Genomic DNA, 25,710 nt, shown 5'->3' with positions numbered 1-25,710 from the left:
CCCAAACCCCGCAAAGAAAGTTTGGCGGGGGCTTCAGCGCAGGATGACGAGGCCGGCGCCCAGGCGGTATTCGGTAAGGCCGAGGGCGGCGCCGATGCTCGTGAGAGCCTCATCCGGCCGGTCGAGATGGAACACGCCGGTGACACGGCGCGCGGTGGCGCTCGCCAGCATGATCCGCCCGGACCGGTAGCGGTTGAGGTCGCTGACGACCGTCGCGAGTGGCGTGTCGCGAAAGACCAGCAGGCCGCGGCGCCACGCGGCGGCCGTGGCTGCATCAATTCCGTGAACGGTGCCCGCGCCGTGCCCGGTTCCGATGCCGTATCCCGCTCGCAGGCGCGTCGGCGTCACGCCCGCGCCGCTCTGGAAGTCCACCTCGCCGGACAGGCAGGCGACACCGACATCCGTGCCGCCCAACCAGCCTGCGGCGTCGGGCGCCGAACGACACGACACAGCGATTTCGGCTGGAAGGCCGGCACGCGTACTCGTCCGGGTGTCGCCTGCCCGGACGGTGACCGAAACGGCCTCCGGTGCCGTCACGACGAGAGCGCCGGCACGGAGACTGACGACGTGCCGTTGCCCGACGGTCTCCAGATCGAGGGCCGTCTGTGCGTCGAGGTCGAGACGCGTGCCGTCCGGCAGTCTCACGGATCGGACTTCGCCCGTTCCGGTTCGATGCGTGGCGCTCAGTTCCGACCAACGGAGCGCGATCGCCCCGCCGCCCGCCGCGAGGGAGGCGGCACCGGCGCCCCAGGCGGCCCGGCGCAGAACCTGTCGCCGTGTCGGCTGGGACAGGGCCCGTCCGTCCCATGCGGACGCGCTGTTGCGCAGAGCGGGCGCGGCCTGCTGCCAGAGGCGGGCGGCCGCCCGGAAGGCGGCATCGTGATCCGGGTTCGCGCGCCACGCCGCGCAGGCGTCCGCATCGGCCTGCGTCGCCGAACCCGAAGTCAGCCGGATGATCCAGGCACGCGCCTGCGCATCGAGACCGCCGCCCGCCGGCTCGACCGGTCGCTTCTCGTCATCGGCCCCCGTCATGCCTGCCGCATCCGCTCCTGCCTTGTCCGAACGGCGACGCTGCCGCGCCGGTTTCGTCGGTTCGTCGCCCCGATTGTTCGACGTCTCAAGGGGCGGACCTCCGCAATCAACGGCCGGGCTGGGTTCGGCCGAGCCGTTCGGCACAATGATCGAGGGCCATGCGGATCTCAGCCTCGACGGTGCGCACCGATACACCGAGGCGGGCTGCGATGGCCTGATGGCTGAGACCCTCCAGGCGGCTGAGCCGGAACGCGTCCGCGCGCCGCGGCGGCATCTCGGCCAGGGCGCGGGCGAGGCTCTGACCTTCGAGGCGCGCCTGCGCGGCGTCGGCGGGACGCGCGGTCTCATCGGGAATGTCGAGGATGGCATCGATCTCGTCGCCCGTCAGCAGGCGCGAGCGGCGACGTGACTCCCGGCCGTGATCGGCCGCGAGGTTGCTCGCCACCTGAAACAAGAACGCCTTGTCGTTGCGGACCGAGTGCGGATCGGTCTTGGCGCGGGCCATCCGGATGAAAGCCTCCTGAAGCAGATCCGGAGCATCATCGTGGCCGACACGCCGCGTGAGGAAGCGCAGCAAGGCGGTCCGGTACAGGCGATAGAGCAGGCCGAGATGGGAATTCGACTCGTCCTGCCGTTCGGAAGCCGCGGCCATTAAGAACATCCGATGCACCGCAACGCTGCGGCAACGTCGCAAGAGCGTCTGATGATCGGCTTTTGCCTCGATTGCTATGGCCTGGAAGGCACACCCTTCAATCAACGAGTCAATTTAGAAGAGTTATAATCAAAATCTGTCACAGATTACTGATGATAGACTATCGATTTGAAACGTATTCATAGAATTTGACGGGCGAAAACCGCGAGCGATCCGAAATTTGCGTATTGGACATCTTTGAGCAGACTCGCGCGCCAATTCCGGCCCGAGATCGACGTCGGAACATCTCGGCCTTCGTGCCGACGCTCGCCGCGCGCAACGACCTTCAGCCTCCGGTCCGATAGCGGCCGAAAAGCCGAAGCCTCGGATCAAGGCGCCCGTCACCAGACGTCACGCTCCTCATCCGGCGTCAGGATCGTCGGCATGGCGCTTGGATGGAGCGGTGCCCCGGATGTGGTCGAGCGCTTCGCCGACGACGCGTGTGGCCGGCCTACGCCGGCGGCCGGCTGGGGCGCTGGCCGAGCCGACGCTGGGTGGGCCCGATGCGGGCGACCATGATCGCGTTCACCCACGACGCGCCGGGGCACGAGATCGGGCGGTACAGAGCGGAGAAAAGCGTCGACCGGTGTGCTCAGGCTGCTCGGCTCGCGAGCAGGGCCAGGAGTGCGAGCGCGAGCCCCAGCGAGACGAGCTTCCAGAACAGGACCGGATTGCGCTCCAGCAACGCCGCCCGGCGCACCCCGGCGAGCGATGGGTTCGGGTGGCGCAGGTCGTAGGTGAAGGCCGAGAGCGCCTCGTAGCGCAGCGCCGGGTTCGGATGGACGGCCTTGCGCAGGGCGCCGTCGACCCAGACCGGTAGGCCCGGCCGCACGGCGGAGAGCGGGACGTAGCGCAGGCGCCGCGCCCGCGCCTCGGTCAACGCCCGGGCGGCGGCCGCGCCGTAAGGCAGCTGCCCGGTCAGCATCTGGTAGGCGATGATCCCGAGGGAGAACACGTCCGCCGCGGGCGTGCCGGGATGGCCGGCGAGGTATTCGGGCGCGCTGTATTGCTGGGTGCCGAGCACCGGTTCCTCGGGGGCGAGCTCGGCCACGCCCGCGACGCGCGTTGCGCCGAAATCGATGATCCGCGCGGTGCCGGCGGCGTCGATCAGGACGTTCTGTGGGCGCAGGTCCTGATGCACCATCTCGCGCCGGTGGAAGGCCTGCAGGCCCCGCGCGATCTGCTCGACGAGGTCGCGCACCGTCTCCAGATCCGGCGCGGGATTGTCGCGCGTCCACTGCGCCAGCGTGCATCCCTCGACATATTCCATCGCCGTGTAGAGGTGGCTGCGCCGCCGCGCCTGCGGCTGGGCCTTCAGCACGTGCGGGCTGTCGATGCGCCGGGCGATCCACTCCTCCATGACGAGCCGGCGGAGCTGCGCGGGGTCGTCGCGCGCTTCCGTCGAGGGGACCTTGAGGGCGACCGTCGCGCCGGTCTCGGAATCCAGCGCGAGGTAGACGTGGCTGCGATGGCTCGCGTGGAGCGTGCGCAGCACCCGGTAGCCGTCGAAGCCGGTCGGCGGATCGAGCAGGGGGGCGGGCGCCAGATCCGCCACGCGGCCCGTGAGATCGGCCGGCCCGTCCTCGGGTGCCGCCTCGATGCGCACGATCTGTGCGGTGAGATTGTCGGTGCTGCCGGCTTCGTAGGCATGCCTGACGATTTCACGGGCAGCTTTGTCCAGATCGGCGGCATGGCGCGCGATCAGGCTGGCGATCGTCTCCGGATCGACGTGCTCGTGCACGCCGTCGGTCGTCAGGACGAAGACGTCGCCGGGCTCGGTCGGCACGCTGGCATGGTCGATCTCGACGCGTCCACCCGCGCCCAGTGCCCGACCGAGATAGGATTCCTCTGCCGACAAGACGAGGCGGTGGTCCTCGGTCAGCTGCTCCAGGGAGCGGCCCGCGACCCGGCAGATCCGCCCGTCGCCAACGTGGAAGAGGTGGGCGGTGCGACCCTTGAGGACGAGGGCGCTGAAGGTGGTGACGTAGCCGCGATCGGGCTCGTGCCGGCTGCGCCGCGTCTCGGCGTGGAGCCAGGAATTGGCCGCGGCGATCACGCGCTGCGCGGCGCTCTTCACCGACCACGTGTCGGGGGTGTCGTAGTAGTCGGTGAGGAAACTCTTGACCGCGGTCTCGCTGGCGACGTGACTGACCGCGCTGCTGCCGATCCCGTCCGCGATGGCGATGGCCGCGCCCTTGAGCCCTAGAGCCGGCTGCTCCGGGACGAGCGCCCCGTGAAAATCCTGGTTGTGGGGCTTGCGGCCTGCCTCGCTGTGCTGGCCGAGGGCGAGCCTGAGATCGTTCGGCATGAAAACGTCGCCCGGTCTGTGGCTCGTGCCCTTGCGGCGCGAGCGCCTTCCGGTCAAGCGCGCGGGCTGCGCGCATCGCTCGGCGGTCGGACTTCCGACATCCCCGGCGTCATTCCGGGGCGCTGAACGCAAGTCCGGATTTCAGGAGCACCGCGGTATCGCGCCCTGTGGCTCGGGTGCGCCTGAATCCCGGGCTCCGCTTCTCGGCCCCAGGATAGCCCGCGGAGATGGCGCCGGCCGCGATAGGGGTCGCGGCCGGAACCGGTCCGGATCAGGCGGCGAGGCGGCGCGACTCGCTCTGCACGACCGTACGCTTCGGCGCGGTGCGGACGTGGGTGGTGTAGAGGGTGAGCCCCGTGAAGGCGAGGCCGCCGACGAGGTTGCCCAGGACGGTCGGGATCTCGTTCCAGAAGAGGTAGTCGCCGATCGAGAAGTTGCCGCCCATCATCAGGCCGAAGGGGAACAGGAACATGTTCACCACAGAGTGCTCGAAGGTCATGTAGAAGAACACCATGATGGGCATCCACATGGCGATGACCTTGCCGCTCACCGTGGTCGAGATCATCGCGCCGACGACGCCGGTCGAGACCATCCAGTTGCACAGCATGCCGCGGATGAAGATCGTGAACCAGCCGCCGACGCCGTGGGCCGCGTAGCCGACGGTGCGGCGCTCGCCGACATGGGCGATGAACTCGCCGACCTTATCGGCCGGCGCGGTGAAGCCGAAGGTGAAGACGAAGGCCATCATGAAGGCCACCGTGAGCGCCCCCAGGAAGTTGCCGAGGAAGACGAGGCCCCAGTTGCGCAGCACCCCGCCCCAGGTCACGCCCGGGCGTCCATCGAGGAGCGCCAGCGGAGCCAGCACGAAGACGCCGGTCAGAAGGTCGAAGCCCAGCAGGTAGAGCATGCAGAAGCCGACCGGGAACAGCGCGGCGCCGAGGATCGGGATCCCGGTCTGCTGAGTGATGGTGACGGCGAAGACCGCGGCGAGCGCCAGGATCGCGCCTGCCATGTAGGCGCGGATCACGGTGTCGCGGGTGGACATGAAGATTTTGGATTCTCCGGCATCGACCATTTTGGTCACGAATTCGGAGGGCGCGAGGTAAGCCATACCGGTTTCCTTGTGGCGGCCGGAGGATGCTGGGGTTCGACGGGTGCCCCTGCCCGGATCTCCGGGCGTCTCCGGTCCGACGTGCTGTCTGACGCGACGGCGCGGGCGTTGCCCGCACCGGTGATCGCGCCCCGCAAGATCCGCGCCCGTTGCCTCAAGATGCGGCATCTTACGGGCTCCTACCGATCCGCTCGGCCCCCGTCGCATGCGGTCATCCCGGTGCGTCCGCCGAGCGGGCCCGGGATCTGTGAACGCCGCGGTCGCTCACCCGAGGCGGGAGCCTCGGGCCGGAGGCGGCGCGGCGCTTCGAGGTCAGCCCCGCCAGCGCGGTGCGCTGGCACGAGACCTTCGTGCAGGAGGTGCGGACACAGGCCAAGCCGATGTGCGGCGCTCAGCGCTCACAGCCCGTCGAGGCGCAGGCCGCGTTGATCCGACAGACCTACGAGGCGCAGCCCGGACTGTTCCTGCACGAACTTGCGCGACCGTCCGGCCGAGCGTGGCCGGCGGATCGAGGTGAGCAGCCTGTCACGCATCTTCAAGCGCCACGGCATCATGCGTAAAAAACTATCGGCCATGCGGCCGAGCAGGATCGAACGGACGTGAAGGCAGCCCGTCTGGCCTGGTTCGAAAGGCAAGTCGATCTCGATCCGGACCGGCTCGTCTTCCTCGACGGGACCGCAACCAACACGAAGATGGCGCGGCGTTACGGGCGAGCGCCGCGCGGCGAGCGCTGCCGCATCGCCGTCCCCTTCGGGCATTGGAACCTCATCACCGTCACGGCCGGCTTACGCGCCAACGGCCTGATGGCCACCGCCCAGCGCGTCTCGACGGCCGGGTGCCGTAACGATCTCGCAGCCGCAGGTGACGACGCCTGCGATCCAACCTGGTCGGATGCCGCTCGAGGGCGCCATGGAAAGGCAATGTCCGCTCGACCACTTCCACCCACATCGCCGAGAACTGTCCGCTCCTTCAATAGGAAGCAACCTTCCGCCTGGTGAGGGCGAAGGTGGGGTTGCAGCGGGCCGCCGAACAAGCGGCCTGCGGACGGAGGCTCGATCGGGTCCGCGACCAGTGGGCGATGATCTGCACCGCCCACTGCCTTTCGAAGCAGGCACAGGCTGGCCGTCACGTTCCTCGAGCCGCAACCACTGCTCAGAGTGACGGTTCTACCTCGGCTTTCAAGCTTGCTGTTCCGGCAGGCTCCTAGCTGATCGGACAGCGGCCTCGGCCCGTATAAACGTATGGCCGGCCGCCGAAATTATAGCAGATCTTCCCCACCGCAGGTCCGCCACCATATCCGCCCTGCCCGTAGCCGCCTCCGCCGTAATCGGCAGGCCGATAAACGCCACCGCCGGGGCGGCCTCCTCCGCCGCCGTAGCCGCCACCCTCGTTCCAGCCGCCGGGACGGCCACCACCACCGGGACGACCTCCGCCGCCATAGCCTCCGCCCTCATTCCAACCACCGGGACGGCCTCCGCCTCCGGGGCGCCCTCCGCCGCCGTAGCCGCCACTTTCACTCCAGCCGCCGGGGCGCCCCCCGCCGCCGTAGCCGCCGCCCTCATTCCAGCCTCCGGGGCGCCCTCCGCTGCCAGGACGACCTCCGCCGCCGTAGCCGCCACTCTCGCTCCAGCCACCGGGACGACCCCCGCCGCCCGGACGACCTCCGCCGCTCTCGTTCCAGCCGCCAGGACGTCCTCCGCCGCCATAGCCGCCACCCTCATTCCAGCCGCCGGGGCGACCTCCGCCACCAGGCCGCCCTTGGCCCACCGGCTTGTTGCCCACGCTCGGCGTTCCGCCATAGCCGCCGCCCCATTCAGCCTGCGCCGAGACAGCAAATGTGAACATCGCTGCGCCGAATAAGAGGGCACCCGTACTGGATTTTGTGAAGGCAAGCATTGCGTCCGCTCCTCTGTGAGATTTGGGCCCCCAAGCGACAGAGTGCGTATTATTGTCCGTCGAGGAATGAATCGACGTTACGGCCCGATTAGCACAATCGAAAGCTTTCGGATAGGATCGATCCGCTCTGCATAAATTACACCAAAGTCATTAGCAGATTTGGTTCCTATCAATTTTCGCAGAATTTGAATTGATTCCCTGCATCTAGAAGTAGTCTATGCTATTGACGACTCGGTCTGAAGATTCGAAAACGGTGGTTTGCTGAGATCCGATCTCCGTGCAGCAGCAAGTTGCAGGGTGTGGAGGGGAAGCTCCGCCACTCTGTTCCCTCTTGCTGCACAAACTCCTGAGCAGGCTCGGCCTGCGCTTCGGCGATTCCGCGTCGAGCGCGCCTTCGTTGCGTGCTTCAACCCGCGACGAACTCTTCCGCCCGCATGCGGCGATGCGGGGCGCCTTCATCGACGGCACCGTCGTACGTGACCGGATCCTCGCCCTGCAAAAGGGACCGACACCCGATTCCTTCGCCTCGCCGTCGCGGCGCACGAGTGGAAGGGCATCCAGACGGCCAATCCGACGTGCTTGATGTCGCAGCGTCCCGTTCGGGCGAGAACTGGCTGCACATGGCAGCAGCCGTAGACCCAATCCCTTGCTTTCATCGATCAAGAGGTCAACACCGAGCACCGTATGAAAGTTTAAATATTCGGAAAAGGTCCCGTTTTATCTCAAATAACTTATGGTGCGTGAATGAAATCTGGATAAGTTGAAAATAACATTTGAGATAAACAATACGATCATGAAATGAGGCAGGCCTTCCTCAATGCTTAGAGCGGCGTTAACAAATCGTTAACCATTTCCGTGAATTCATCGCGCGCAATCCGTCTGCGTTGACGCCGCGTTCATTTTTGCCTCCCGCCAGGCCATCCCGTGAGACATGGGCTCTTCTCCTCCCTCCGCAGCCTCCTCGCACTGCTGCTGGCGCTGGCAACGGGCCTCGGCGGCCTTGCGGTCCTGGGGACTGCCGACATCCGGATCGACGGCGGGCCGCACGATGACGGCAGGGCGCGCGAGGGTGCGGCCCTGATCGCGGAGAGAGTGGAAGACGCTCTTCTCTCGGCCGGACGGGATCTGGCTCTCATCGCTGAGAGCCTGATGCTCCAACCTCCGGAAGCGGTTGGAGAGACGGCCGAACGTATGTTCGCCGTGTGGCGCAGGCTTCACCCGGAATACGCCGACGTTCTGCTCGCAGATCGAACGGGCCGCATCGTCGCCACGTCGCGGCAGCGTATCCTCGGTGCCGACGTGTCCGGCAGCCCCTGGTTCGCGAAATCCCTCGCCGGCATCGTGATCGGAGAGGCGGCGGAGGCGAGCCGGGCGGGCCTCGCGGTGCCGCGGAACCTGATCGTGGCGGCACCCGTGGGCAGCGGAGAAACCACCCGGGGCGTGCTCGCGGTCCAGCTCACCCCGAAATGGACCGACGGCGTCATCGCTGCGGCCCGGCGCTCGCTGCCGGAGGCGGGTCGCGGCCTGTCGATCCAGGTGCTGAACGGGTCAGGACGCACGCTCCACCGCTCCGGCCCTGAGGTTCAGGGCTCGGAGATGAACGCCACGGTTGGCGATGTCCGGCGCGGCGGCGTCGGCTGGCTGGTGAGCGTGCGGGCGCCCGAGCCGCCACAATCGGGCGTCCCGGTCCTGACTCTGCTCGGTGCCGTCGGGCTCGTCGCCGGCTTCGGCTGGCTCGTTGGGGGGCAACTCAGGCGTGTCCGGCGACACGCCCGCGGAGATCGAGGCGGCGCAGCGGATCGTGAGCGTGGCGACGACGCGCGATCCGCTCGGCAGCCCCCTGGGACTGAGCGCGCTCGCCCAGGCGCGCGGCGTGCCGGCCCGCAGCGGCGAGACGCTCGGTCTGGCCGCCTTCGGGCTGCAGAGCCGGGAGTTCTCCGGCCGCCTGTTCCGTACGGGCTTCGACGTCACCCTGCCGACGGACTTCGTGCCCGCGGACTACGACAAGATCACCCTCGATCTCGCGGGCGGATACGCCGCCGGCCTGGAGGTCGGCGCGCAGATCATCGTCGACCTCAACGTGAGGACATCGAAGCGCATTCCCTCCAGCCTCGTGCTGCTCGGCGCGGTCCTTGCCGTGCCGGGCGCGGCCTGGGCACAGGCCTCGCGCGAGGTTCCAATCACCCGTGACCTCAATGTCGAGCGCAGGCTCGACCGGAACGCGCAGCCCGCGCTCGATCCGAACGTGACGCCCGACAACCCGGATGGCGTCGTCGGCTTCGACGGTCCGCCGGGCATCCCGGAGGACACCATCGACGCCGGGCCGCTTCCGCCCGGTTCCCCGGCCGATGCGGACCTCGAGTGACGGCCGGCATCCTTCGGCTCTTCACGAGGTCGGCGCCGGTTCCGCCCGCAGGCCGGGGCGCTTGGCCCGACACTTTCATCGTCACCAAGCGGGGAAGCCGGACGATGAGCCGCCAGTTGGTTGCTGTCGCGGCCGGTGCGGGGGCGACGATGGCGTCGACGAGCGCGCAAGCCTACCAAGGCCGAAGGGAGCGCGCCCTGTCGCCCCTGTTCGATGCCCTCGCCTCGTTCCGTGAGGCGTCGTCGAACAAGGGCGGGCACCGGGTGGAGGCGATGGCGCTGGTGCAGCAGGCCATCGAGCAGATGCAGGCCGGCATCGAATCCGCCGACGACCAGGGTGGCGGTGGTGGACGGTAGCATCGAGGCGCTTCGAAGGGAGACGGGGCGGCAATGGAATTCGATCTGACCTTCGTGACCAAGGTCTTCGCCGCCCTCTTCGCGATCATGAACCCGATCGCCAACGTGCCGGTCTTCCTCTCCCTGACCCAGGACGCGTCCGATCAGGTTCAAAGGAAGATTGCCCTCACGGCCACGCTCGGCACGATCGTCGGCTGTATCGTCAGCGTCGTTGCCGGCAAGCTGATCCTCAGCCTCTTCGGCATCAGCGTGAACGACTTCCGCTTGGCCGGCGGCCTGCTCATCCTCCTCATCGCCGTGACGATGCTGCAAGGCTCGGACAGTCACGTTCACGCCGCGACGCCGAAGGAGAAGACCGAGGATCTCGACCCCGAGGGCGTCGCGATCTATCCGCTCACCGTTCCGCTCCTCGTCGGCCCGGGAACGATCGCCACGCTCATCGTCTTCGGCGAGACCGCCCGGACACAGGGCAAGCTGGTGGAACTGGCGGTCGGACTGAGCGCCTTTCTGGCGCTGCTCGCGGCCACGCTTCTCTCGGCCCCCTTCCTGGGGCGGCACCTCCCACCGCAAGCGACGGCGATCACGCGCCGGCTCATGGGCATGATCCTCGCCGCCCTCGCCGTCGAGATGATCATCACGAGCCTCCGGACGGCGTTTCCCGGGCTTTCGAGCTGAGAATACAGGCGCGCAGGCTGTGTCGGCGCCTGCTGCTCCGTCACATGAGGTGTGGCTCGCGGCGGTACGCTCTCGCGCAGGGATGAGCGTCGCTGCCGGGCAGCCTGCCGCCAATCCACGACCGTGACGGCCGCCGCCGATCGAGCTGCACCCGCCCAAGAGATTCTGCGCGATGTGAGCCAGGCCACGCCGGCACGGGCGAGGCGGCCAGGAACATTGCAGGCGTGCAGGGTGCTGCCGAAGAAGCGGGTGTGGCAGCCCCACAGGTGCCGGCCTCAGTCTCCGAGCTGTCGCGCCAATCCGAGCATGTCGACGCCGTGGCCGGGCGCTTCCTCGCCACCACGCGCGCCGCCTGACTTGTCGAACCGTGCTCGATCCCCGCTCGTCGAGGGAGACAGAGCGCGGCCCCATTCCGACGACTAGCTCACGAACTCGGTCTTCAGCGCGGCGCTCGTCACCGCCACGCGGTCCCGGCCGCCTTCCTTGGCCGCGTACAGCGCCACGTCCGCCCGCTTGAGCAGCGTGCCGACGCCGTCGCCCTCCGACCATTCGCTGAGCCCGATGCTCACCGTGAAGCGCACCGGATTGCTCCGCTCCAGAACCGCCGTTCCGGCGCACTGGCTGCGGATGCGGTGCGCCACCACCGCCGCGCCGGCCAGGCCGTGGCCCGGCATCAGCAGCGCGAACTCCTCCCCACCCAGTCGGCCGGCGATCGTCCCGGTCTCCCGCAGGATCTGGGCGACGTGCCGGATCACCAGATCCCCCACGTCATGGCCATGCCGGTCGTTGATCCTCTTGAAATGGTCGATGTCGATCTGCATCACCGTCAAAGGCCGGCTCGCCGCCGCGTTCTCGACCGCTGCCCGAGCCTGACGCATCAGCGCTCCGCGGTTGAGGAGTTGCGTCAGGTGGTCGGTGTCGGCCTGCCGGATCAGCGCCTGCTGCAGCTTCAGCACCCGCTCGGCCGAGCGCAGGCGCCCCCGCAACTCCTGCGCCTCCGGCGGCTTCATCAGGAAATCGTCCGCGCCGGCATCGAGCACCTCGTCCAGCGGACGGTTCTCCCGCGCGGAGGACATCACGAGGATGGTCAGGGGGCGCCGGTCGTCGGCCAGTGCCCGCAGCGACCAGCACAACTCCAGCCCGTCGAGCGGCTGCACCTCGAGGCTGGTGAGCACGCAGGTCACCGACGGATCGGCACCGACATGCGCCAGCGCCGCGGCCGAGTCCGAGAACGCCACGACGGTGTGCCCGGCCGAGACCAGCATTCCCGAAATGGTCTTGCGGATCACGCCGCTGGGATCGACGAGGACGATGTGCATGGCGGGCGGATCGAACCGAAGTCAGGTGTCGCGGGGGAAGTTTGGCGTGAGAGCCGTTGCAATCGGATGAAAGGCCTTCACCAGCACGGGATCGAGGCGGTCCATCATTGCCCGAAGGATCGCGTAGGCCGCGTCGGCTTCCAGCTGGCCCCGAGCGCCAGCGCCTGAAGGCGGGTCTGCGGCGTATCCTGCCGCAGCACCACGATGCGTGGGGCGCCGCGGCGTGCCCGCATCAGCAGGTGGCGCGGACGCTGGACGTTGACCGCATCGGGATCGAGCCCGTCCGTGACCAGGACCGCCGCGGCCTCGACCGGAGCCGCTTGGGTCCACCGATCGTGAATTTGATACGCCAGGCCGAGATCGAGACCGCCCGCGAGATCCGCGCTCCGGTCCGGATCGTTCGTGATCGGGAGGATCTGCCCCATCGTGGGATCTCGCTGCCGGACGGCTTACGGGAACATCGCGTCGATGGCGTCCTGGGATACGCAAGCTGTACCGGGGAGCGCCGGACCGTTCAGGAGCGCGGCCTCGCCGGTCCGCTCGCGACGCGCCGGTTTCGGAGCCGCCGGCGCCGCATCCGGGCCGGACCAGAGGCGCAGCATCTCGGCGATCCGCTCCTCGACGAACTCGATCGTCTTCACCACCTTCGAGATGCGCTGGCCCGTGAGATCCTGGAAGTTGCAGGCCTCGAAGATCGTCTGCATCTGATCCTGGATGGCCTTCGCGTCCCCCCGGGTGGCGTCGTCCCGAGCCCGCCTCGCGATGCCGCGGGCCAGGGCATCGACGGTCTCCGAGGTCGAGAGGATCGTGTCGGTGGCCCGCTCGGTCCCCTGAACCACCGCGTTCAGCTCGTCGCAGGTGCGGCCAACCTCTTGTTCATGCCGCAGGTCGGCGATCTCCTGCCGGGTCCGCTCGATCGCCGTCGAGATCGCGGCCAGATGACTTTGCAAGAGGGCGGAACTCCCCTCGAACCCGGGGGCATTGGGTGTACCATTGGTCATGGCGTCCGACCGAACTATCATTCCGACAGTCTGGACTTAGTCCCATAACATTAATCAATTCCGAGTGCCGTCACAGCTCTTTCCCGACGTGGGTTTTTCGTGTGTGACCTGAGATCGCGTCGGCCCGATCCTGACGGAAAATATTACTAAAATAAAGATGATTGTATCTGTCTGAGCTATCCGATCGCACGAAGATCAGATCATCCATTATAATAAATTGATAGAAATATGAATGGCGCTTGTCCTGCATTCAGAAGTGTCTCAAATGATTTACATGCTAACACAGCTTGCAGCCGTTCCCAGCACGGACTGATCCGCCCGATCCGCTGGCCCAGGTTCGAAGTTCGTGCCTTTGGCCCTTGGAATCGACCCAGTTTGGCGGGTCAGGGTCGCCGATCACAATGGGGCCAGAGCGGCAGGTGCATGCCCATGTCAGGCACGATCTCGCTCCAGAACCGCCCCTGGCGAGCAGGCAGGCGATCCCGATATCCGGCGGCAGGCTCGCCAGCGTGCCGGTGGCCGCGACGAGCAAGCTGGGACGCAGTGCCGCTCACGCGTCGGGCGTGAGCCGGTCCATTACTGCGCGGCGGTGGTCGAGCGGTTCAGCACGGTGAAACCCTGCTTCTCGAAAGCGGCCTTGGCGGCTGGTCCGCGCAGATAGCTCAGCAGGGCCGACGCGTCCGGATTGCGCGAATCGGTGGTGATCGCGACCGGGTAGACGATCGCTGGGTGGCTGTCGGCGGGGAAGGTGGCGACGATCTTCACGTTCGCGTCCGCCGCCGCGTCTGTGGCGTAGACGATGCCGAGCGGCGCCTCGCCGCGCGAGACGAGTAGCAGCGCGGCCCGCACGCTCTCGGCCTGCGCGATCCGATCCTTCACACCCGCCCAGCCGCCGAGCTTCTCCAGCGCCGCCTTGCCGTACTTGCCGGCCGGCACCGCATCGACGTTGCCCATGGCGAGCTTGCCGGAGCCGAGCGCCGGCGTGAGATCGAGGCCGGGGCCCATCTTCACCTCGGCCTTCGCATCCTTCGGAGCAATCAGCACGATGCTGTTGGCCAGAAGGCTCACTCGCGTGTCGGGCCGGATGAGATCCTTCTTGGCGAGATAGTCCATCCAATCGAGGTCGGCCGAGAAGAACAAGTCGGCAGGTGCACCCTGCTCGATCTGCTTGGCCAGCGTGTTCGACGCCGCGTACGAGACCTTTGGGGCCGGGTTGCCTTCCTTGGCGTAGCTTCCGGCGATGTCGTCGAGAGCGTTCTTCAGGCTCGCGGCGGCGAAGACCGTCGGCGCTTCCGCCGCCGAGGCGGGGAGTGTCCCCGCCAGAGTGATGGCGAGGAGACGGGCCAGGAGACGGGTGCGGGTGAGCAGGGCCATACGGGAAAGTTCCTGTGTCGAACGGGGGGAGGGGGGTCAGGCGGCCTTAGGCAGGCTCGCCATGTCGATGACGAAGCGGTACTTCACGTCACTCTTCAGCATGCGGCCGTAAGCGGTCTCGATCTGATCGATCGGGATCATCTCGATGTCGGCGGTGATGCCGTGCCGGCCGCAGAAGTCGAGCATCTCCTGCGTCTCGGCGATGCCGCCGATCAGCGAGCCGGCGAAGTTGCGCCGCCGCCAGATCACGCTGAAGACGTTCACGTCGAGGGGTTTGTCCGGCGCACCGACCTGCACCAGCGTGCAGTCGCGCTTGAGCAGGCCGAGATAGGCGTTGATGTCGTGCTGGGCCGCCACCGTATCGATGATCAGGTCGAAGCTCTCGGCATGCCGGCCCATCTGCTCGGCATCCTTCGAGATCACCACGGCGTCGGCCCCGAGTCGGCGGGCATCGGCCTCCTTGCCCGGAGAGGTCGTGAACAGCACGACCTCGGCGCCCAGCGCGTGGGCGAGCTTCACGCCCATATGGCCGAGGCCGCCCAGCCCGACGATGCCGATCTTCTTGCCCGGCCCCGCACCCCAGCGCCGCAGGGGCGACCACGTGGTGACGCCCGCGCACAGGAGCGGCGCGACGCCCGCCAGATCGAGCCCCTCCGGCACGTGCAGCACGAAGTGCAGGTCGACGACGATGTGGCTCGAATACCCGCCGAAGGTGTTGGCGCCGGTGCCCTGCTCCGGACCGTTATAGGTCGCGGTGAAGCCCGGCTCGCAATACTGCTCGAGACCGTCGCCGCAGGCCGTGCAGCTGCGGCAGGAATCGACCATGCAGCCCACCGCGGCGAGGTCGCCCGGTTTGAAGTCCCTGACCTCCACCCCCACGCGGGTGACGCGGCCGACGATCTCGTGGCCCGGCACGCACGGATAGAGCGTGTTTTGCCACTCGTTGCGGGCCTGATGCAGATCGGAATGGCAGACGCCGCAATAGACGATCTCGATCTCGACATCGTTCGCGCCCGGATCACGGCGCTCGAAGGTGAAGGGTGCCAGCCCTGTCTCGGCGCTGGCGGCCGCATAGCCCGTGCAGGTGAACATGCGCGTGTCTCCGCGATGATGGCGCCCGGACCAGCCGGGCCGGCAGCCAGCCCCGGTGGCGCTATATACGGTGAAGTATAGCTTCGGCTAGGGCCGATCGGCTATTCCCGATGGACGGGATGCGCCGAGGAGCACACGTGCAGACGTCGACCACCACCGCGAACGCGACCATCGCCATGCCGGAGATCGCCGAGGCCCTCTCGCAAATGGAGCGGAGTCTGCGCGCCGTCGGCAGCGAGCGCGTCCGGCTCGATGACGCCGCCGGCCGCATCTGCGCCGAAGCACTCGCGGCGCGCCTCGATGCGCCGCCCTTCGCGGTAGCGGCGATGGATGGCTACGCCCTGCGCTGGGCCGAGGCCGACGCCCTCCTGGCTTACGCGGGCGTGGTCAGGGCGGGCGATCCGATCGGTCCGCCGCTCGCACCTGGAACCTGCCGCCGGATCTTCACGGGCGCGCCGGTGCCGCCTAGGGCCGACACGGTCGTCGTCCAAGAACTGACCGAGACCGTCGGCGAGCGCGTGCGCATCCTGCCGGGTGCAGCGCCGCACCGGCACATCCGCGCCGCCGGCAGCAACTTTCGCGCGGGCACGCCCGTCGCCCGGCCCGGGATGCGCCTGAGCGCCCGGGACATCGGCGTCGTTGCCGCCGCGGGCCATGCGGAAATCCCGGTCCACCGCCGGCCGCGCGTCGCGGTTCTCTCGACGGGAAGTGAGCTGTCGCGTTCCTTCGCGGAAGGGCAGGGGGCTCAGATCCTCGATGCCAATCGCCCGGCCCTCAAGGCGCTGGTGCGAGCCTGGGGCGGGGTGCCCGTCGATCTCGGCATCGCACCGGACGACGGCACGGCCCTTTCCGTCATCCTCTCACGGGCGCTCGCGACGGAGGGAATCGATCTTCTCGTCACGTCGGGCGGGGCCTCGGTCGGAGACTTCGATCTCCTGAGCCCGGCCCTCGCCGGCCTGGGCTTCGAGCCAGCCTTCGACAAGGTCCGCATGCGGCCGGGCAAGGCGACCCTGTTCGGGCGGCTTGGACACCTCCCGGTCCTGGGCCTGCCCGGGAATGCCGTGGCGGCGCTGGTGAGTGCGCTCCTCTTCCTCAAACCGGCGATGTCCCGGCTGGCGGGGGCGGGGTGGGCGGAGCCGTTGCCCGAACACGCCGTCCTCGCAACCGCGCTGCCGGCCACGGGCCCGCGCACGACGTTCCTGCGGGGGCGGCTCGGCCGCGATGATCAGGGCATGCCGACGTTCTCCGTCCTGGCGGATCAGGACAACGCCATGCTGTCGGGGCTGGCCCTTGCCGACGCCCTCGTCATCCGCCCGGCCGATGCGCCTCCGGCCGCGCCGGGCGATCCGGTCACGGTCATCCGCTTCGATCTCAGCCCTGGCTTTTGAGGGGAGGCCGCATCTGGCCGGGTCGGCAGCGATGACGCCGGCCTCGTCTTCGTCCCTTCGGGCGCTTAGAACCATTCGAACCGCGCGAGGAGAAAGATGGCCCGCTTGAGCATCCGCATCGATCTCGGGCCGGATCGGCGGATCGGGCCGGGCAAGGTTCAGCTCCTCGAGGCGATCGCCGAGCACGGCTCGATCTCCGCCGCGGGTCGGGCGCTGGGCATGTCCTACCGCCGCGCCTGGCTCCTCGTGGAGGACATGAACAAGAGCTTCGGGCGCCCGGTGATCGAGGCGCAGATCGGCGGCAAGGCGGGCGGCGGGGCCCGGCTCTCGGCGTTCGGCGCCGACGTCGTCGCGCATTACCGGGCGATCGAGCGTGCCGCCGAGAAGGCGGCCGCACCGTTCCTGGCCCGCCTGACGCAACCGGTCGATCCGGTCGCATAAGAATTCCGGCAAGGAATGGGTCTGGCCAAGGCGCGCGCTTTCCGTCTTTCTCGCTATATCTGATTGGATATAGCAATCGCACGGAGTCGCTCGTGGCGCACGGCTCTTATCAGGATGGACCCGCCCTGCTCGCCCCGAAATCGGGCGCCGGATGCCCCGCTCCCCTGTCGCCCGAGGCTGTCGTGGCGGCGGAGCGGCCGAGGGACCGGATCTGGGAGCTGGCCGAGACGCTGCACTGCTCCATCGTCGGCACCTGCCTGAGCACGGCCGACGGCCGGTCTCTGCTCGCCAAGCTCGGTGTCGCGGCAGCGAAACCGGACGACACATTGCGCGAGACCGTGAAAGGCCTCGAAGCCCGGCTCGCCCGCGAACGCGCCCATGCCGAGGCGCTGGAGGAGAAGGCCGCGGTGCTCATGTGTGCCATGGCAAAGCTCAGCCTCGATCTGGAAACCGAGACGGCGCAGCGGCGGGCGGCCGAGACGGAACTCGCCGCCGTCGAGAGCCTGATCGTCGACGATCGAGGACACGAACGCTCAGATGCGGGGCGGGACGAAAGCCGACTCACGGGGCGTACGCTGCTCAATGTCGGCGGGCGCCCCCGGCAGGTTGCCCGCCTGCGCCGGTTCGTCGAGCAGCAAAACGGCCGCATGCTCAGCTACGACGGCGGCATCGAGGACAACCTTACCCTGCTGCCGGGCCTCGTGAGCCGGAGCGATCTCGTCCTCTTTCCGGTCGAGTGCGTCAGCCACGAGGCGACCGACTTGGTCAAGCGGTACTGCGAGGCGGGGAGCACGGCTTGCAGGCCGTCCGCGGCGCCAGTCTGGCGAGCTTCGTCCACGCCGTGACGGTTCCGGATGCACATCCCGGGAACGGCGCGTGATCCTCAGCCGCAACCCTCCCCACGGGATGCACCGCTTTCACGGCTCGATGAGCTGGCGTAGGTGAAGATGAGGGACGCGAGCGCCCTACAGTCGACAACACGCTCGGCGCGGAGGGCGAGCGGCATGGCAGCGCCGATTCTGGCCCTGACGGGGGCATCGAACCCCACGATCCAGGCCCTCCTGCTGACCAGCGCGCGGCGCTGGCAGCTGGCCGGGCGGCGGGTCGTCGGTGTCGTCGAAGTGCCTTCCGGCGGATCCGGCCATCGGCTCGAAGATCTCGCGACCGGCGCACAGTACGAGATCTATCAGGAATTGGGAGCCGGCTCCGAAGCCTGCCGGCTCTGCGGTTCGGGCATCATCGAGGCCTGCGAAAGCCTCTGCCGCCAGATCGCGGCCGGCTGCGATCTCGTGGTGATCAGCAAGTTCGGCAAGCTCGAATCGTCCCGCAGCGGCCTGATCGCAACCTTTTCCGCGGCGATCGCGGCGGAGAAGCCGATCCTGACAGCGGTGGCTCCGAACTTCGTGGAGGCGTGGCAACGGTTTGCCGGTTCGCTCGCCAGCTTCGCGGATCCGGACGAGGAAGCGATCGAAGCGTGGCACTCGATGCATGCGGCCGAGGATTGGCATCGGGCGGGCGAAGAGCAAGGTCATTTTGTCCACCATCGAAGCCGTCAAGAGCGGGTGAAGTAGACAAATTGTCCAGACGATCTCCGGCGTCGAATTTGTCCAAGTTATTGCCTCATATCGATAAAATCAGCACCTGCGCAGATGGCTCGGACATTGCTGTCGAGATCTTCGAAGTGCGGCGAAGACCGCACCTCGAGGAATCGCGCCAGGAGGATTCATGTCCGTCAGCATTGCCGTCGAACCCGGCTTTTTCAGTCGTGAGCGCACGGTCGCCGCACCCAGCTTCAACCGCTGGCTCGTGCCGCCGGCCGCACTCGCGATCCATCTCTGCATCGGCATGGCCTACGGCTTCAGCGTGTTCTGGCTGCCGCTCTCGCGCGCCGTCGGCATCACGCAGCCGGTCGCCTGCCCGGCCGAGATGGGCTTCCTCGGTTCCCTGGTCGCGACGGGCTGCGATTGGAAGATCAGCCAGCTCGGCTGGATGTACACGCTGTTCTTCGTGCTGCTCGGCTGCTCCGCGGCGATCTGGGGTGGCTGGCTGGAGCGCGCCGGGCCGCGCAAGGCCGGCCTCGTCTCGGCCCTGTGCTGGTGCGGCGGCCTGCTGATCTCCGCGCTCGGCGTCTACCTGCACCAGCTCTGGATGCTCTGGCTCGGCTCCGGCGTCATCGGCGGCATCGGTCTCGGCCTCGGCTACATCTCGCCCGTCTCGACGCTGATCAAGTGGTTTCCCGACCGGCGCGGCATGGCCACCGGTATGGCGATCATGGGCTTCGGCGGCGGCGCGATGATCGGCGCGCCTTTGGCCGATTGGCTGATGCGCCAGTTCGCGACCCCGACCTCCGTCGGCGTTTGGCAGACCTTCGCGGCGATGGCCGTCATCTACGCCGTGTTCATGACGGCGGGTGCCCTCGGCTACCGCGTGCCGCGCGAGGACTGGAAGCCGGCCGGCTGGACGCCGCCCACCACGAGCAAGAGCGCGATGGTCTCGTCGCGCAACGTCGATCTCGGTGTCGCGACCCGCACGCCGCAATTCTGGCTGATCTGGGCCGCGCTCTGCCTCAACGTGTCGGCCGGCATCGGCGTCATCGGCATGGCCTCGCCGATGCTGCAGGAGATGTTCGGCGGCCGCCTGATCGGGCTCGACGTTCCTTTCGGTCAGCTCGACGCCGCGCAGAAGGCGCAGATCGCGGCGATCGCGGCGGGCTTCACCGGACTGCTCAGCCTGTGCAACATCGGCGGACGCTTCCTGTGGGCCACCTCGTCGGACAAGCTCGGGCGTAAGCTCACCTTCGCGATCTTCTTCCTGCTCGGCATCGTGCTCTACGCCGCAGTGCCGACGCTGGCGGGCCTCGGCACGACCCTGTTCTTCGTGCTCGCGGTCGGTATCATCATCTCGATGTATGGCGGCGGCTTCGCCACGGTGCCGGCCTATCTCGCCGACATGTTCGGGACCAAGATGGTCGGCGCGATCCACGGCCGTCTGCTGACGGCCTGGGCGACGGCAGGCATCCTCGGCCCGGTGCTCGTCAACTACCTGCGCGAGTACCAGATCGCGGCGGGCCTGCCGAATGCGCAGGCCTATAATCAAACCATGTACATCCTGGCCGGGCTCCTCGTCCTCGGCCTGATCTGTAACCTCCTGGTCCGGCCGGTCGCGGCGCGCCACTACATGGCCGAGGAGAAGGCAACGCCCGCCGCTCTCCGCCCGGCGAACCAGGCGTCGCTTGCCGCCACGCCGACGGCCGAGCGCACGGCCTCGCCCGTGCTCGTGGTGCTGGCCTGGGCGGCGGTCGGCGTGCCGCTCGCGATCGGCGTGCTGATCACGCTGCAGAAGACGGCGATCCTGTTGCATTGACGCGCCCGTGCAACCCGCCGGCTCTCCGCCGGCGGGTCAGCGCATCGCCATCGGGAGGAAATTCCCCTAAGCAGGCATCGCTCCGGGCCTGCTTGCGGCAGCCCCTCCCGCTGGCCCGATCGCGGTTCCATGACAGACGGCCCAGGCGCGACAGACGCTTCCGCTGCGACCAGCGACCCGTGGCTCGCCAAGGCGCAGATCCTCGTCGTCGACGACGAGCCCGGCATGCGCAACTTCCTGGTCAGGACGCTGGCGCCGCGCTGCGCCCGGGTCGAGGCGGTCGGCGATACCGTCGCCGCGGGCCGGCTGATCGAGGCGAGCAGCTTCGACCTCATCATTCTCGACAACATTCTGGGGGGACGCACGGGCCTGTCCTGGCTCGCGGATCTGCGGCGCGACGGCCTGTTCACGGAAGTGATCCTGATCACCGCCTGCGCCGATCTCGAGACGGCGATCGAGGCCGTGCGGGCGGGCGCGGCCGACTTCGTGCTCAAGCCGTTTCGCACCAAGCAGATCCTCAACGCCGTCGTGCGCTGCCTCGACCGTTCCGCCCTGCGGCGGGAGAACTTCGTCCTGCGCCGCCAATTGAGCCCGCCGACCCGGTCGCAGGCCGCCGGGCGCATCGTCGGGGTGTCGGCGCAGATGGTGCGCACCCGCGATCTCGTCGCCCGCGCCGCCGCGACGCGCAGCACCGTGCTCGTCACCGGCGAGTCGGGGACGGCCAAGGAGGTCACGGCGCGCGCGCTGCACGAGCAGTCCGCCTTCGCCGACCGGCCGTTCGTACCGGTCAATTGCGGAGCGATCGCCGCCGACATCATCGAGAGCGAGCTGTTCGGCCACGTGAAGGGCGCCTTCACCAGCGCCGCCTCCTCGCGGGAGGGCCTGTTCTTCTACGCCCAGGGCGGTACGCTCTTCCTCGACGAGATCGCGGAGTTGCCGCTCGCGCTCCAGGCGAAGCTTCTGCGGGTGATCGAGGACCGCAAGGTCCGCCCCGTCGGCTCGGACCGCGAGATCCCGATCGACGTCCGCCTGATCGCCGCGACCAATGCCGACCTCGCCGAGCGGGTCGCGGCCGGACAGTTTCGGGCCGATCTCTATTACCGGCTCGACGTCATCCGCATCCATCTGCCGCCGCTGCGCGAGCGGGTCGAGGACATCGAGCCGCTCGCGCGGATGTTCATGGACCAGCTCTCCGCTCAGCTCGGCCTGGCGCCGCTTCCGATTCCGCCGAGCGCGCTGCAGCGCTTCGAATCCTACGCGTGGCCGGGCAACGCCCGCGAGCTTCGCAACCGGATCGAGCGCGCCCTGATCCTCGGGACCTTCGGCGAGCCATCGGCTGGAATGCCCGCTGAACCCCGGACTGACGACCTCGCCGAGGTCGAGAAGCGCCATATCCTGCGGGTGCTTGCCGCCGCCGACGGCAATCGGGCCGAGGCCGCGCGCCGGCTCGGCGTCTCGCGCAAAACCCTCGACCGCAAATGCGCGGAATGGAATGCGTGAGCGATCCGGGAGCGCCTGAACCATCCGCAAGCGGCTGGCATCCGCGTTCGGTTCGCACGCGGCTGCTCACCATCGCACTGCTACCGATGGGGGCCGTGCTGCCCGTCGTCCTCGGCTTCGCCCTGTTCTGGTGGCTCGGGCAATTCGATGCGCTCCTCGTCTCCAAGGCGCATGACGACCTGATCATCGCGCGCCAGTATCTGCGCCGGATCATGGAGCGCGGCGACGAGCAGATCGCGGCGCTCGGCCAGTCGACGGCCTTCGCGGAGGCGGCTCGCTCAGGCCGGCTCGACACCCTTCTGGAGGAGAGGCGGAAAGCGCTTGGCCTCGACTTCCTCTACGTGACCGCTGCCGACGGTGCGATCCTGGCCGCCTCGCCGGCCGGAGCCGAACCTTCGGGCAACGCACGGTGGCGGGTCGTCGGCGCCGCGCTCGGCGGCAAGCCGGAGACCGCGATCGACCTGTTCGACGCCGACGCGATGGACGCGGTCTCGCCCGGTCTGGCGGCCCGCGCACGCCTCGATCTGGTGCCGACGACCGCCGCCGCCGAGACCGATCGCACGGTCGAGACCCGCGGCCTCGTCATCCACTCCGCCAGCCCGGCGCCGCTGCCCGACAGAGGGGGAGGCGCGCTCGTCGGCGGCTCGCTTCTGAACGGCAATCTCGGCTTCGTCGACACCCTCAACGACCTGATCTACGCCCATGCCGACCTGCCCGGCGGCAGCCAGGGCACGGCGACGCTTTTCCTCGACGACGTGCGGGTCGCGACCAACGTGCGCCTGTTCGGCAACCGCCGCGCGCTCGGCACGCGTGTCTCGAAGGAGGTGCGCGACGCCGTGCTCGGCCAGGGCCGCCTGTGGCTCGACAGCGCCTTCGTGGTCAACGACCGCTACATCTCGGCCTACGAGCCGGTTGCCGACAGCACCGGCCAGCGCGTCGGCATGCTCTATGTCGGCTTCCTCGAACGCCCGTTCCGTCTGGCGCGCTGGGCGATGGTGGCGGCGGTGGTGGCCGCCTTCGCCCTCGCCGCCCTCGTGACGGTTCCGTTCCTCCTCCGTCTCGCCCGAGCGATCTTCAAGCCGTTGGAGCGGATGAACCGCACGATCGCGGCCGTCGATGCCGGCGATCTCGGCGCCCGAACCGGGACCGTTTCAAGTCAGGACGAGATCGGGCTCGTGGCGCGCCGCTTCGACGAATTGCTCGACCGTCTCCAGGCGCGCGACGCGGAGCTGAGGGCCTTCGCGCGCGAGCTCGATGCCCGCGTCGAGGAGCGCACGCGCCAGCTCGAGGAGACCCGCCGGCAACTCGTCATGTCCGAGAAGCTCGCCTCGATCGGCGAGATCACGGCCGGTGTGGCTCATGAGATCAACAATCCGATCGCCGTGATCCAGGGCAACCTCGAAGTCGCACGCGAGGCGCTCGGCCCCGCCGCCGACGAGGTCCGCACCGAGTTCGACCTGATCGACCAGCAGGTCCACCGGGTGAACATGATCGTCACCCGCCTGCTGCAATTCGCCCGGCCGGACGAGTATGCCGGCTATGTCGAGACGGTCATGCCCGCCGATGTCGTCACCGATTGCCTCGTGCTCGTTCGCCACCTTCTCGAACGTGCCGCCATCGTGATCGAGAAGGAGGATATCGCCACCCGCACGGTTGAAGTCAGTCGGACCGAGCTGCAGCAGGTCGCGATCAACCTCATGGTCAACGCCATCCACGCCATGCCGGAGGGTGGGCGGCTCCGCCTGAGGACGCGGGACGAGGACCGCTCCGGCATCGAGGGGGTCGCGATCGAGGTGGCGGATACCGGTGTCGGCATCCCGGCCGACCGCCTGCGCAAGATCTTCGACCCGTTCTTCACCACCCGCACGCATGGCGGCACAGGATTGGGCCTCTCGATCAGCTACACGCTGATCGCCCGCTACGGCGGTGCCATCACGGTCGAGAGTGCGTTGGAGCGCGGCTCGACCTTCGTGATCTGGCTTCCGGCCGTTCGTCGTCCGAACTGATGGGACGCATCTGCCCCCGAAGCTGTCATGAACCGGCTGCGAGAAGCGCGGCCTGTTCGAGCATGAGGCAGATGATGGCGGCGAGGAGCAGGTCGGCCAGCGTGCTGGCGTAGCGCTCGTCGTCTTTGACGAACCGGCGAAGGCGGGGGCCCCAGGCGAAGGAGCGCCCGACGACCCAGTGCCTGGGCAAGAGCACGTCCTTCGACAAGGTCACGTTGAAGGTTGCGCTTGGCCAATGGCGTCGTCGAGGGCCTTCCCGATCGGCAGGTTTTGGTGGCCGCGTTCGACTTCGTCTGGCTGACCACCGACCACAGTCGATTCACCAACGAGATGTCGATGCCCTTAGCGGCCTGGATGGTTCACGAGGCCGAACTTCGGCCTCGTGAGTGAGCAGGCGGTGTGAAGAGCCGCATTGTTCGACCGCATCGTCCCTAAGCGAGAGCGACCAGGCTTTAGCAGGTAGGCCCGCAAACATCCTCATAGGTGGCCCGCGACGCGCCGGCCGCCGGAGGCATGTCCGAGTCTACAGGCATAAAAAAGCCCCGCAGAAGCGGGGCTCTGGTTGCCGCTAATCTCATCGAGGCAAGGCTGACTTTCGATAGAAGGCGGCACTAAAAACTTCTTGTCTCAGTGCTGGTTGGATCCCGGCCGCTTCGAGCTCAGCCTTGATCTTCAGGTGATGATTCCCGCGCTCCCGAGCGAGGTCGAAGAGGCTGACGTACTCTGCCTTAAACTTTTCGATGTCGTCTCTGTCGATCACCCGGATCGGGGCTCGTGTCTCTGGATGAACCGACATGTGCGTCCTGAGCATGCCCTGCTCGACCAGAGCCTTCACGACCGGGTAGGACCGGCGCAGCACGAACTGGGCGTCAAGGAACGTGAGGCCGGTGAGTTCGCGACCTCGGACATGCTCGCGCACCTCTGTCACGTCGACGAACAGGGCCGAAAGGTCGTTGCCGCCCACGCGGGCGGCTACCCACCCGAGCTTCCGTTCAAGAACCAGCGCGACGACCTCGGCGAGGGAGCACTGAGCCCGCTTGAAGGCCCACACGACCGGCTCGACGACGCGCCCCACCTTCATCGCCTCGTCCAGTGGGACCGCGTCGGCAAGCAGACGCGCCATCAGTCTGTCCACCGCCTCCATGGAGAACGCCGGCGTGCCTATGCCATTCCCGCTCGGCGTGAACGGGACGATGACGCCGGCGGAAACGAGCGACCTGGCCTGGATTACTGACAGACCGAGCCGTGCGGCCAAGCCGGGCAACGACAGATGATTGGTGGCCATCCCCAGCACCTCCCGGGCGGCCTCCGCGTCGAAGAGGACATGGTTGTCGCTCAGGCTTTCATGCGCCGGCTGCAACAGCCCCGCCCTGTCGAGCAGCTTCCTCAGGCGCTTCGGATGCGCGCCCGTCTCCTTCGCCGCGGTGTAGATCGAATGCAGGCGCCGCTGCTCCACCGGCATCGCCAAGACCACGTCGCCGGGGCCGACCGGGCATGTCCGGATGACATAGTCGCGCACGAAGTCCGTGACCTGCCTGAAGTCCTCCTTCTTCCGGACATCGCCCAGCCATGCGCCGATCTTTCCGAAGGTCGGCACCCTCGGCGCGCGCCTGCCGGTTGCGTAGCTTTCTTCCCTCGCCATTGAGAGGAAATCAGCGAAGGCTTCCTCGCCTCCTGAGAGGATGTCGAAGCCGGCGCCCCCAGCTCGGTGTAAGTCCTCGTCGCCTACGACCGCGGCGCTCCGCTCACTCGTGCGAGACGTGTTTGTGTCGATACGAAAAAAATTTGCCCA

22 protein-coding genes and 2 pseudogenes are annotated in these 25,710 nt (G+C 67.9%); 12 read left to right on the top strand and 12 right to left on the bottom strand.

The features are described from left to right. Positions 1-33 precede the first annotated feature (33 nt). From BY998_RS11675 to BY998_RS11660, 4 genes are all read right to left on the bottom strand, one after another. Entirely contained in the window at positions 34-1,176 is a 1,143-nt protein-coding gene (locus BY998_RS11675) for a DUF4880 domain-containing protein (protein ID WP_245421562.1), read from the bottom strand. Then, positions 1,139-1,684 carry an RNA polymerase sigma factor gene (locus tag BY998_RS11670; RefSeq protein WP_110351787.1) on the bottom strand — a complete coding sequence of 182 codons (546 nt, stop codon included), beginning with the start codon at positions 1,682-1,684 and terminating at the stop codon, positions 1,139-1,141. Before BY998_RS11670 ends, BY998_RS11675 begins: the two co-directional genes overlap by 38 nt. A 631-nt stretch (positions 1,685-2,315) precedes the next feature. After that, the gene (locus BY998_RS11665; RefSeq protein WP_110351786.1) at positions 2,316-4,031 is read right to left on the bottom strand and encodes a bifunctional protein-serine/threonine kinase/phosphatase; all 1,716 of its coding nucleotides are present in this window, start codon (positions 4,029-4,031) and stop codon (positions 2,316-2,318) included. 271 nt (positions 4,032-4,302) lie between these two features. Next, positions 4,303-5,142, bottom strand: coding sequence for a formate/nitrite transporter family protein (locus BY998_RS11660; protein WP_110351785.1), 840 nt, complete (start codon positions 5,140-5,142; stop codon positions 4,303-4,305). Between the two features lie 290 nt (positions 5,143-5,432). Here BY998_RS11660 and BY998_RS11655 point away from each other — a divergent pair. After that, a pseudogene (locus tag BY998_RS11655) lies at positions 5,433-5,957 on the top strand (IS630 family transposase); the annotation flags it as partial. Between the two features lie 363 nt (positions 5,958-6,320). On the opposite strand, the gene BY998_RS24325 reads toward BY998_RS11655, so the two are convergent. Then, positions 6,321-6,890, bottom strand: a complete 570-nt coding sequence (locus tag BY998_RS24325; protein WP_110351784.1) for a hypothetical protein — start codon at positions 6,888-6,890, stop codon at positions 6,321-6,323. A gap of 1,904 nt (positions 6,891-8,794) precedes the next feature. Between BY998_RS24325 and BY998_RS25165 the strand changes: the two genes are divergently transcribed. From BY998_RS25165 to BY998_RS11620, 3 genes are all read left to right on the top strand, one after another. Next, entirely contained in the window at positions 8,795-9,403 is a 609-nt protein-coding gene (locus BY998_RS25165; protein WP_348629216.1) for a hypothetical protein, read from the top strand. A gap of 104 nt (positions 9,404-9,507) precedes the next feature. Beyond that, positions 9,508-9,759, top strand: a complete 252-nt coding sequence (locus BY998_RS11625) for a hypothetical protein (RefSeq protein WP_110351846.1) — start codon at positions 9,508-9,510, stop codon at positions 9,757-9,759. 33 nt (positions 9,760-9,792) lie between these two features. Then, positions 9,793-10,434, top strand: a complete 642-nt coding sequence (locus BY998_RS11620; RefSeq protein WP_110351782.1) for a MarC family protein — start codon at positions 9,793-9,795, stop codon at positions 10,432-10,434. A gap of 419 nt (positions 10,435-10,853) precedes the next feature. Here the strand turns inward: BY998_RS11620 and BY998_RS11615 are convergent, their stop codons facing one another. The 5 genes from BY998_RS11615 to BY998_RS11590 all read right to left on the bottom strand — a co-directional run bounded on the left by BY998_RS11615 (position 10,854) and on the right by BY998_RS11590 (position 15,220). Further along, positions 10,854-11,753: a diguanylate cyclase gene (locus BY998_RS11615; protein WP_110351781.1), complete on the bottom strand. Its 900-nt coding sequence runs from the start codon at positions 11,751-11,753 to the stop codon at positions 10,854-10,856. Positions 11,754-11,857: 104 nt separating this feature from the next. After that, positions 11,858-12,178: a hypothetical protein gene (locus BY998_RS11610; RefSeq protein WP_110351780.1), complete on the bottom strand. Its 321-nt coding sequence runs from the start codon at positions 12,176-12,178 to the stop codon at positions 11,858-11,860. Between the two features lie 24 nt (positions 12,179-12,202). After that, on the bottom strand, positions 12,203-12,703 hold the full coding sequence (locus BY998_RS11605) for a protein phosphatase CheZ (RefSeq protein WP_245421561.1): 501 nt from the start codon (positions 12,701-12,703) through the stop codon (positions 12,203-12,205). 627 nt (positions 12,704-13,330) lie between these two features. Further along, a complete protein-coding gene (gene modA / locus BY998_RS11595; RefSeq protein ID WP_110351778.1) occupies positions 13,331-14,128 on the bottom strand; it encodes a molybdate ABC transporter substrate-binding protein in 798 nt (265 codons plus the stop codon). Positions 14,129-14,164: 36 nt separating this feature from the next. Beyond that, positions 14,165-15,220: an NAD(P)-dependent alcohol dehydrogenase gene (locus tag BY998_RS11590; RefSeq protein WP_110351777.1), complete on the bottom strand. Its 1,056-nt coding sequence runs from the start codon at positions 15,218-15,220 to the stop codon at positions 14,165-14,167. 137 nt (positions 15,221-15,357) lie between these two features. Between BY998_RS11590 and glp the strand changes: the two genes are divergently transcribed. From glp to BY998_RS11555, 7 genes are all read left to right on the top strand, one after another. Beyond that, positions 15,358-16,608, top strand: a complete 1,251-nt coding sequence (glp, locus tag BY998_RS11585) for a gephyrin-like molybdotransferase Glp (RefSeq protein WP_110351776.1) — start codon at positions 15,358-15,360, stop codon at positions 16,606-16,608. A 96-nt stretch (positions 16,609-16,704) separates the two neighbouring features. Then, positions 16,705-17,049, top strand: coding sequence for a winged helix-turn-helix domain-containing protein (locus BY998_RS11580; protein ID WP_110351775.1), 345 nt, complete (start codon positions 16,705-16,707; stop codon positions 17,047-17,049). 182 nt (positions 17,050-17,231) lie between these two features. Further along, positions 17,232-17,894 (top strand): DUF2325 domain-containing protein, encoded by a 663-nt coding sequence (locus BY998_RS11575; RefSeq protein ID WP_245421560.1) that lies wholly within the window; start codon positions 17,232-17,234, stop codon positions 17,892-17,894. Positions 17,895-18,053: 159 nt separating this feature from the next. Continuing rightward, positions 18,054-18,620, top strand: a complete 567-nt coding sequence (locus BY998_RS11570; protein ID WP_110351774.1) for a DUF2478 domain-containing protein — start codon at positions 18,054-18,056, stop codon at positions 18,618-18,620. 154 nt (positions 18,621-18,774) lie between these two features. Next, positions 18,775-20,412: an OFA family MFS transporter gene (locus BY998_RS11565; RefSeq protein ID WP_110351773.1), complete on the top strand. Its 1,638-nt coding sequence runs from the start codon at positions 18,775-18,777 to the stop codon at positions 20,410-20,412. Positions 20,413-20,541: 129 nt separating this feature from the next. Beyond that, entirely contained in the window at positions 20,542-21,912 is a 1,371-nt protein-coding gene (locus tag BY998_RS11560) for a sigma-54 dependent transcriptional regulator (protein ID WP_110351772.1), read from the top strand. Continuing rightward, a complete protein-coding gene (locus BY998_RS11555) occupies positions 21,900-23,918 on the top strand; it encodes a cache domain-containing protein (protein ID WP_110351771.1) in 2,019 nt (672 codons plus the stop codon). The genes BY998_RS11560 and BY998_RS11555 overlap by 13 nt, the downstream gene beginning before the upstream one ends. A 25-nt stretch (positions 23,919-23,943) precedes the next feature. Here the strand turns inward: BY998_RS11555 and BY998_RS11550 are convergent. Next, positions 23,944-24,114 (bottom strand): annotated as a pseudogene (locus tag BY998_RS11550) (IS5/IS1182 family transposase); the annotation flags it as partial. A gap of 32 nt (positions 24,115-24,146) precedes the next feature. On the opposite strand from BY998_RS11550, the gene BY998_RS24320 reads away from it, so the two are divergent. After that, positions 24,147-24,308, top strand: coding sequence for a hypothetical protein (locus tag BY998_RS24320; protein WP_181425489.1), 162 nt, complete (start codon positions 24,147-24,149; stop codon positions 24,306-24,308). A gap of 184 nt (positions 24,309-24,492) precedes the next feature. Here BY998_RS24320 and BY998_RS11545 read toward each other — a convergent pair whose 3' ends face one another. Further along, positions 24,493-25,515 (bottom strand): hypothetical protein, encoded by a 1,023-nt coding sequence (locus BY998_RS11545; protein ID WP_146221765.1) that lies wholly within the window; start codon positions 25,513-25,515, stop codon positions 24,493-24,495. Positions 25,516-25,710: the final 195 nt, after the last annotated feature.

The organism is Methylobacterium sp. B4 (assembly GCF_003201865.1).
Classification (GTDB): Bacteria; Pseudomonadota; Alphaproteobacteria; order Rhizobiales; family Beijerinckiaceae; genus Methylobacterium.
Note: the sequence above shows the minus strand (reverse complement) of the source record. Positions and strands in the feature narration are given on the sequence as shown.

Coding starts and splice junctions, on each gene's coding strand:
- BY998_RS11555 (WP_110351771.1), top strand. CDS start 21,900: ATGGAATGCGTGAGCGATCCGGGAGCGCCTGAACCATCCGCAAGCGGC.
- BY998_RS11570 (WP_110351774.1), top strand. CDS start 18,054: ATGGCAGCGCCGATTCTGGCCCTGACGGGGGCATCGAACCCCACGATC.
- BY998_RS11660 (WP_110351785.1), bottom strand. CDS start 5,142: ATGGCTTACCTCGCGCCCTCCGAATTCGTGACCAAAATGGTCGATGCC.
- BY998_RS11615 (WP_110351781.1), bottom strand. CDS start 11,753: ATGCACATCGTCCTCGTCGATCCCAGCGGCGTGATCCGCAAGACCATT.
- BY998_RS11625 (WP_110351846.1), top strand. CDS start 9,508: ATGAGCCGCCAGTTGGTTGCTGTCGCGGCCGGTGCGGGGGCGACGATG.
- BY998_RS11620 (WP_110351782.1), top strand. CDS start 9,793: ATGGAATTCGATCTGACCTTCGTGACCAAGGTCTTCGCCGCCCTCTTC.
- BY998_RS11665 (WP_110351786.1), bottom strand. CDS start 4,031: ATGCCGAACGATCTCAGGCTCGCCCTCGGCCAGCACAGCGAGGCAGGC.
- BY998_RS11610 (WP_110351780.1), bottom strand. CDS start 12,178: ATGGGGCAGATCCTCCCGATCACGAACGATCCGGACCGGAGCGCGGAT.
- BY998_RS11580 (WP_110351775.1), top strand. CDS start 16,705: ATGGCCCGCTTGAGCATCCGCATCGATCTCGGGCCGGATCGGCGGATC.
- modA (WP_110351778.1), bottom strand. CDS start 14,128: ATGGCCCTGCTCACCCGCACCCGTCTCCTGGCCCGTCTCCTCGCCATC.
- BY998_RS11560 (WP_110351772.1), top strand. CDS start 20,542: ATGACAGACGGCCCAGGCGCGACAGACGCTTCCGCTGCGACCAGCGAC.
- BY998_RS11670 (WP_110351787.1), bottom strand. CDS start 1,684: ATGGCCGCGGCTTCCGAACGGCAGGACGAGTCGAATTCCCATCTCGGC.
- BY998_RS11565 (WP_110351773.1), top strand. CDS start 18,775: ATGTCCGTCAGCATTGCCGTCGAACCCGGCTTTTTCAGTCGTGAGCGC.
- BY998_RS11590 (WP_110351777.1), bottom strand. CDS start 15,220: ATGTTCACCTGCACGGGCTATGCGGCCGCCAGCGCCGAGACAGGGCTG.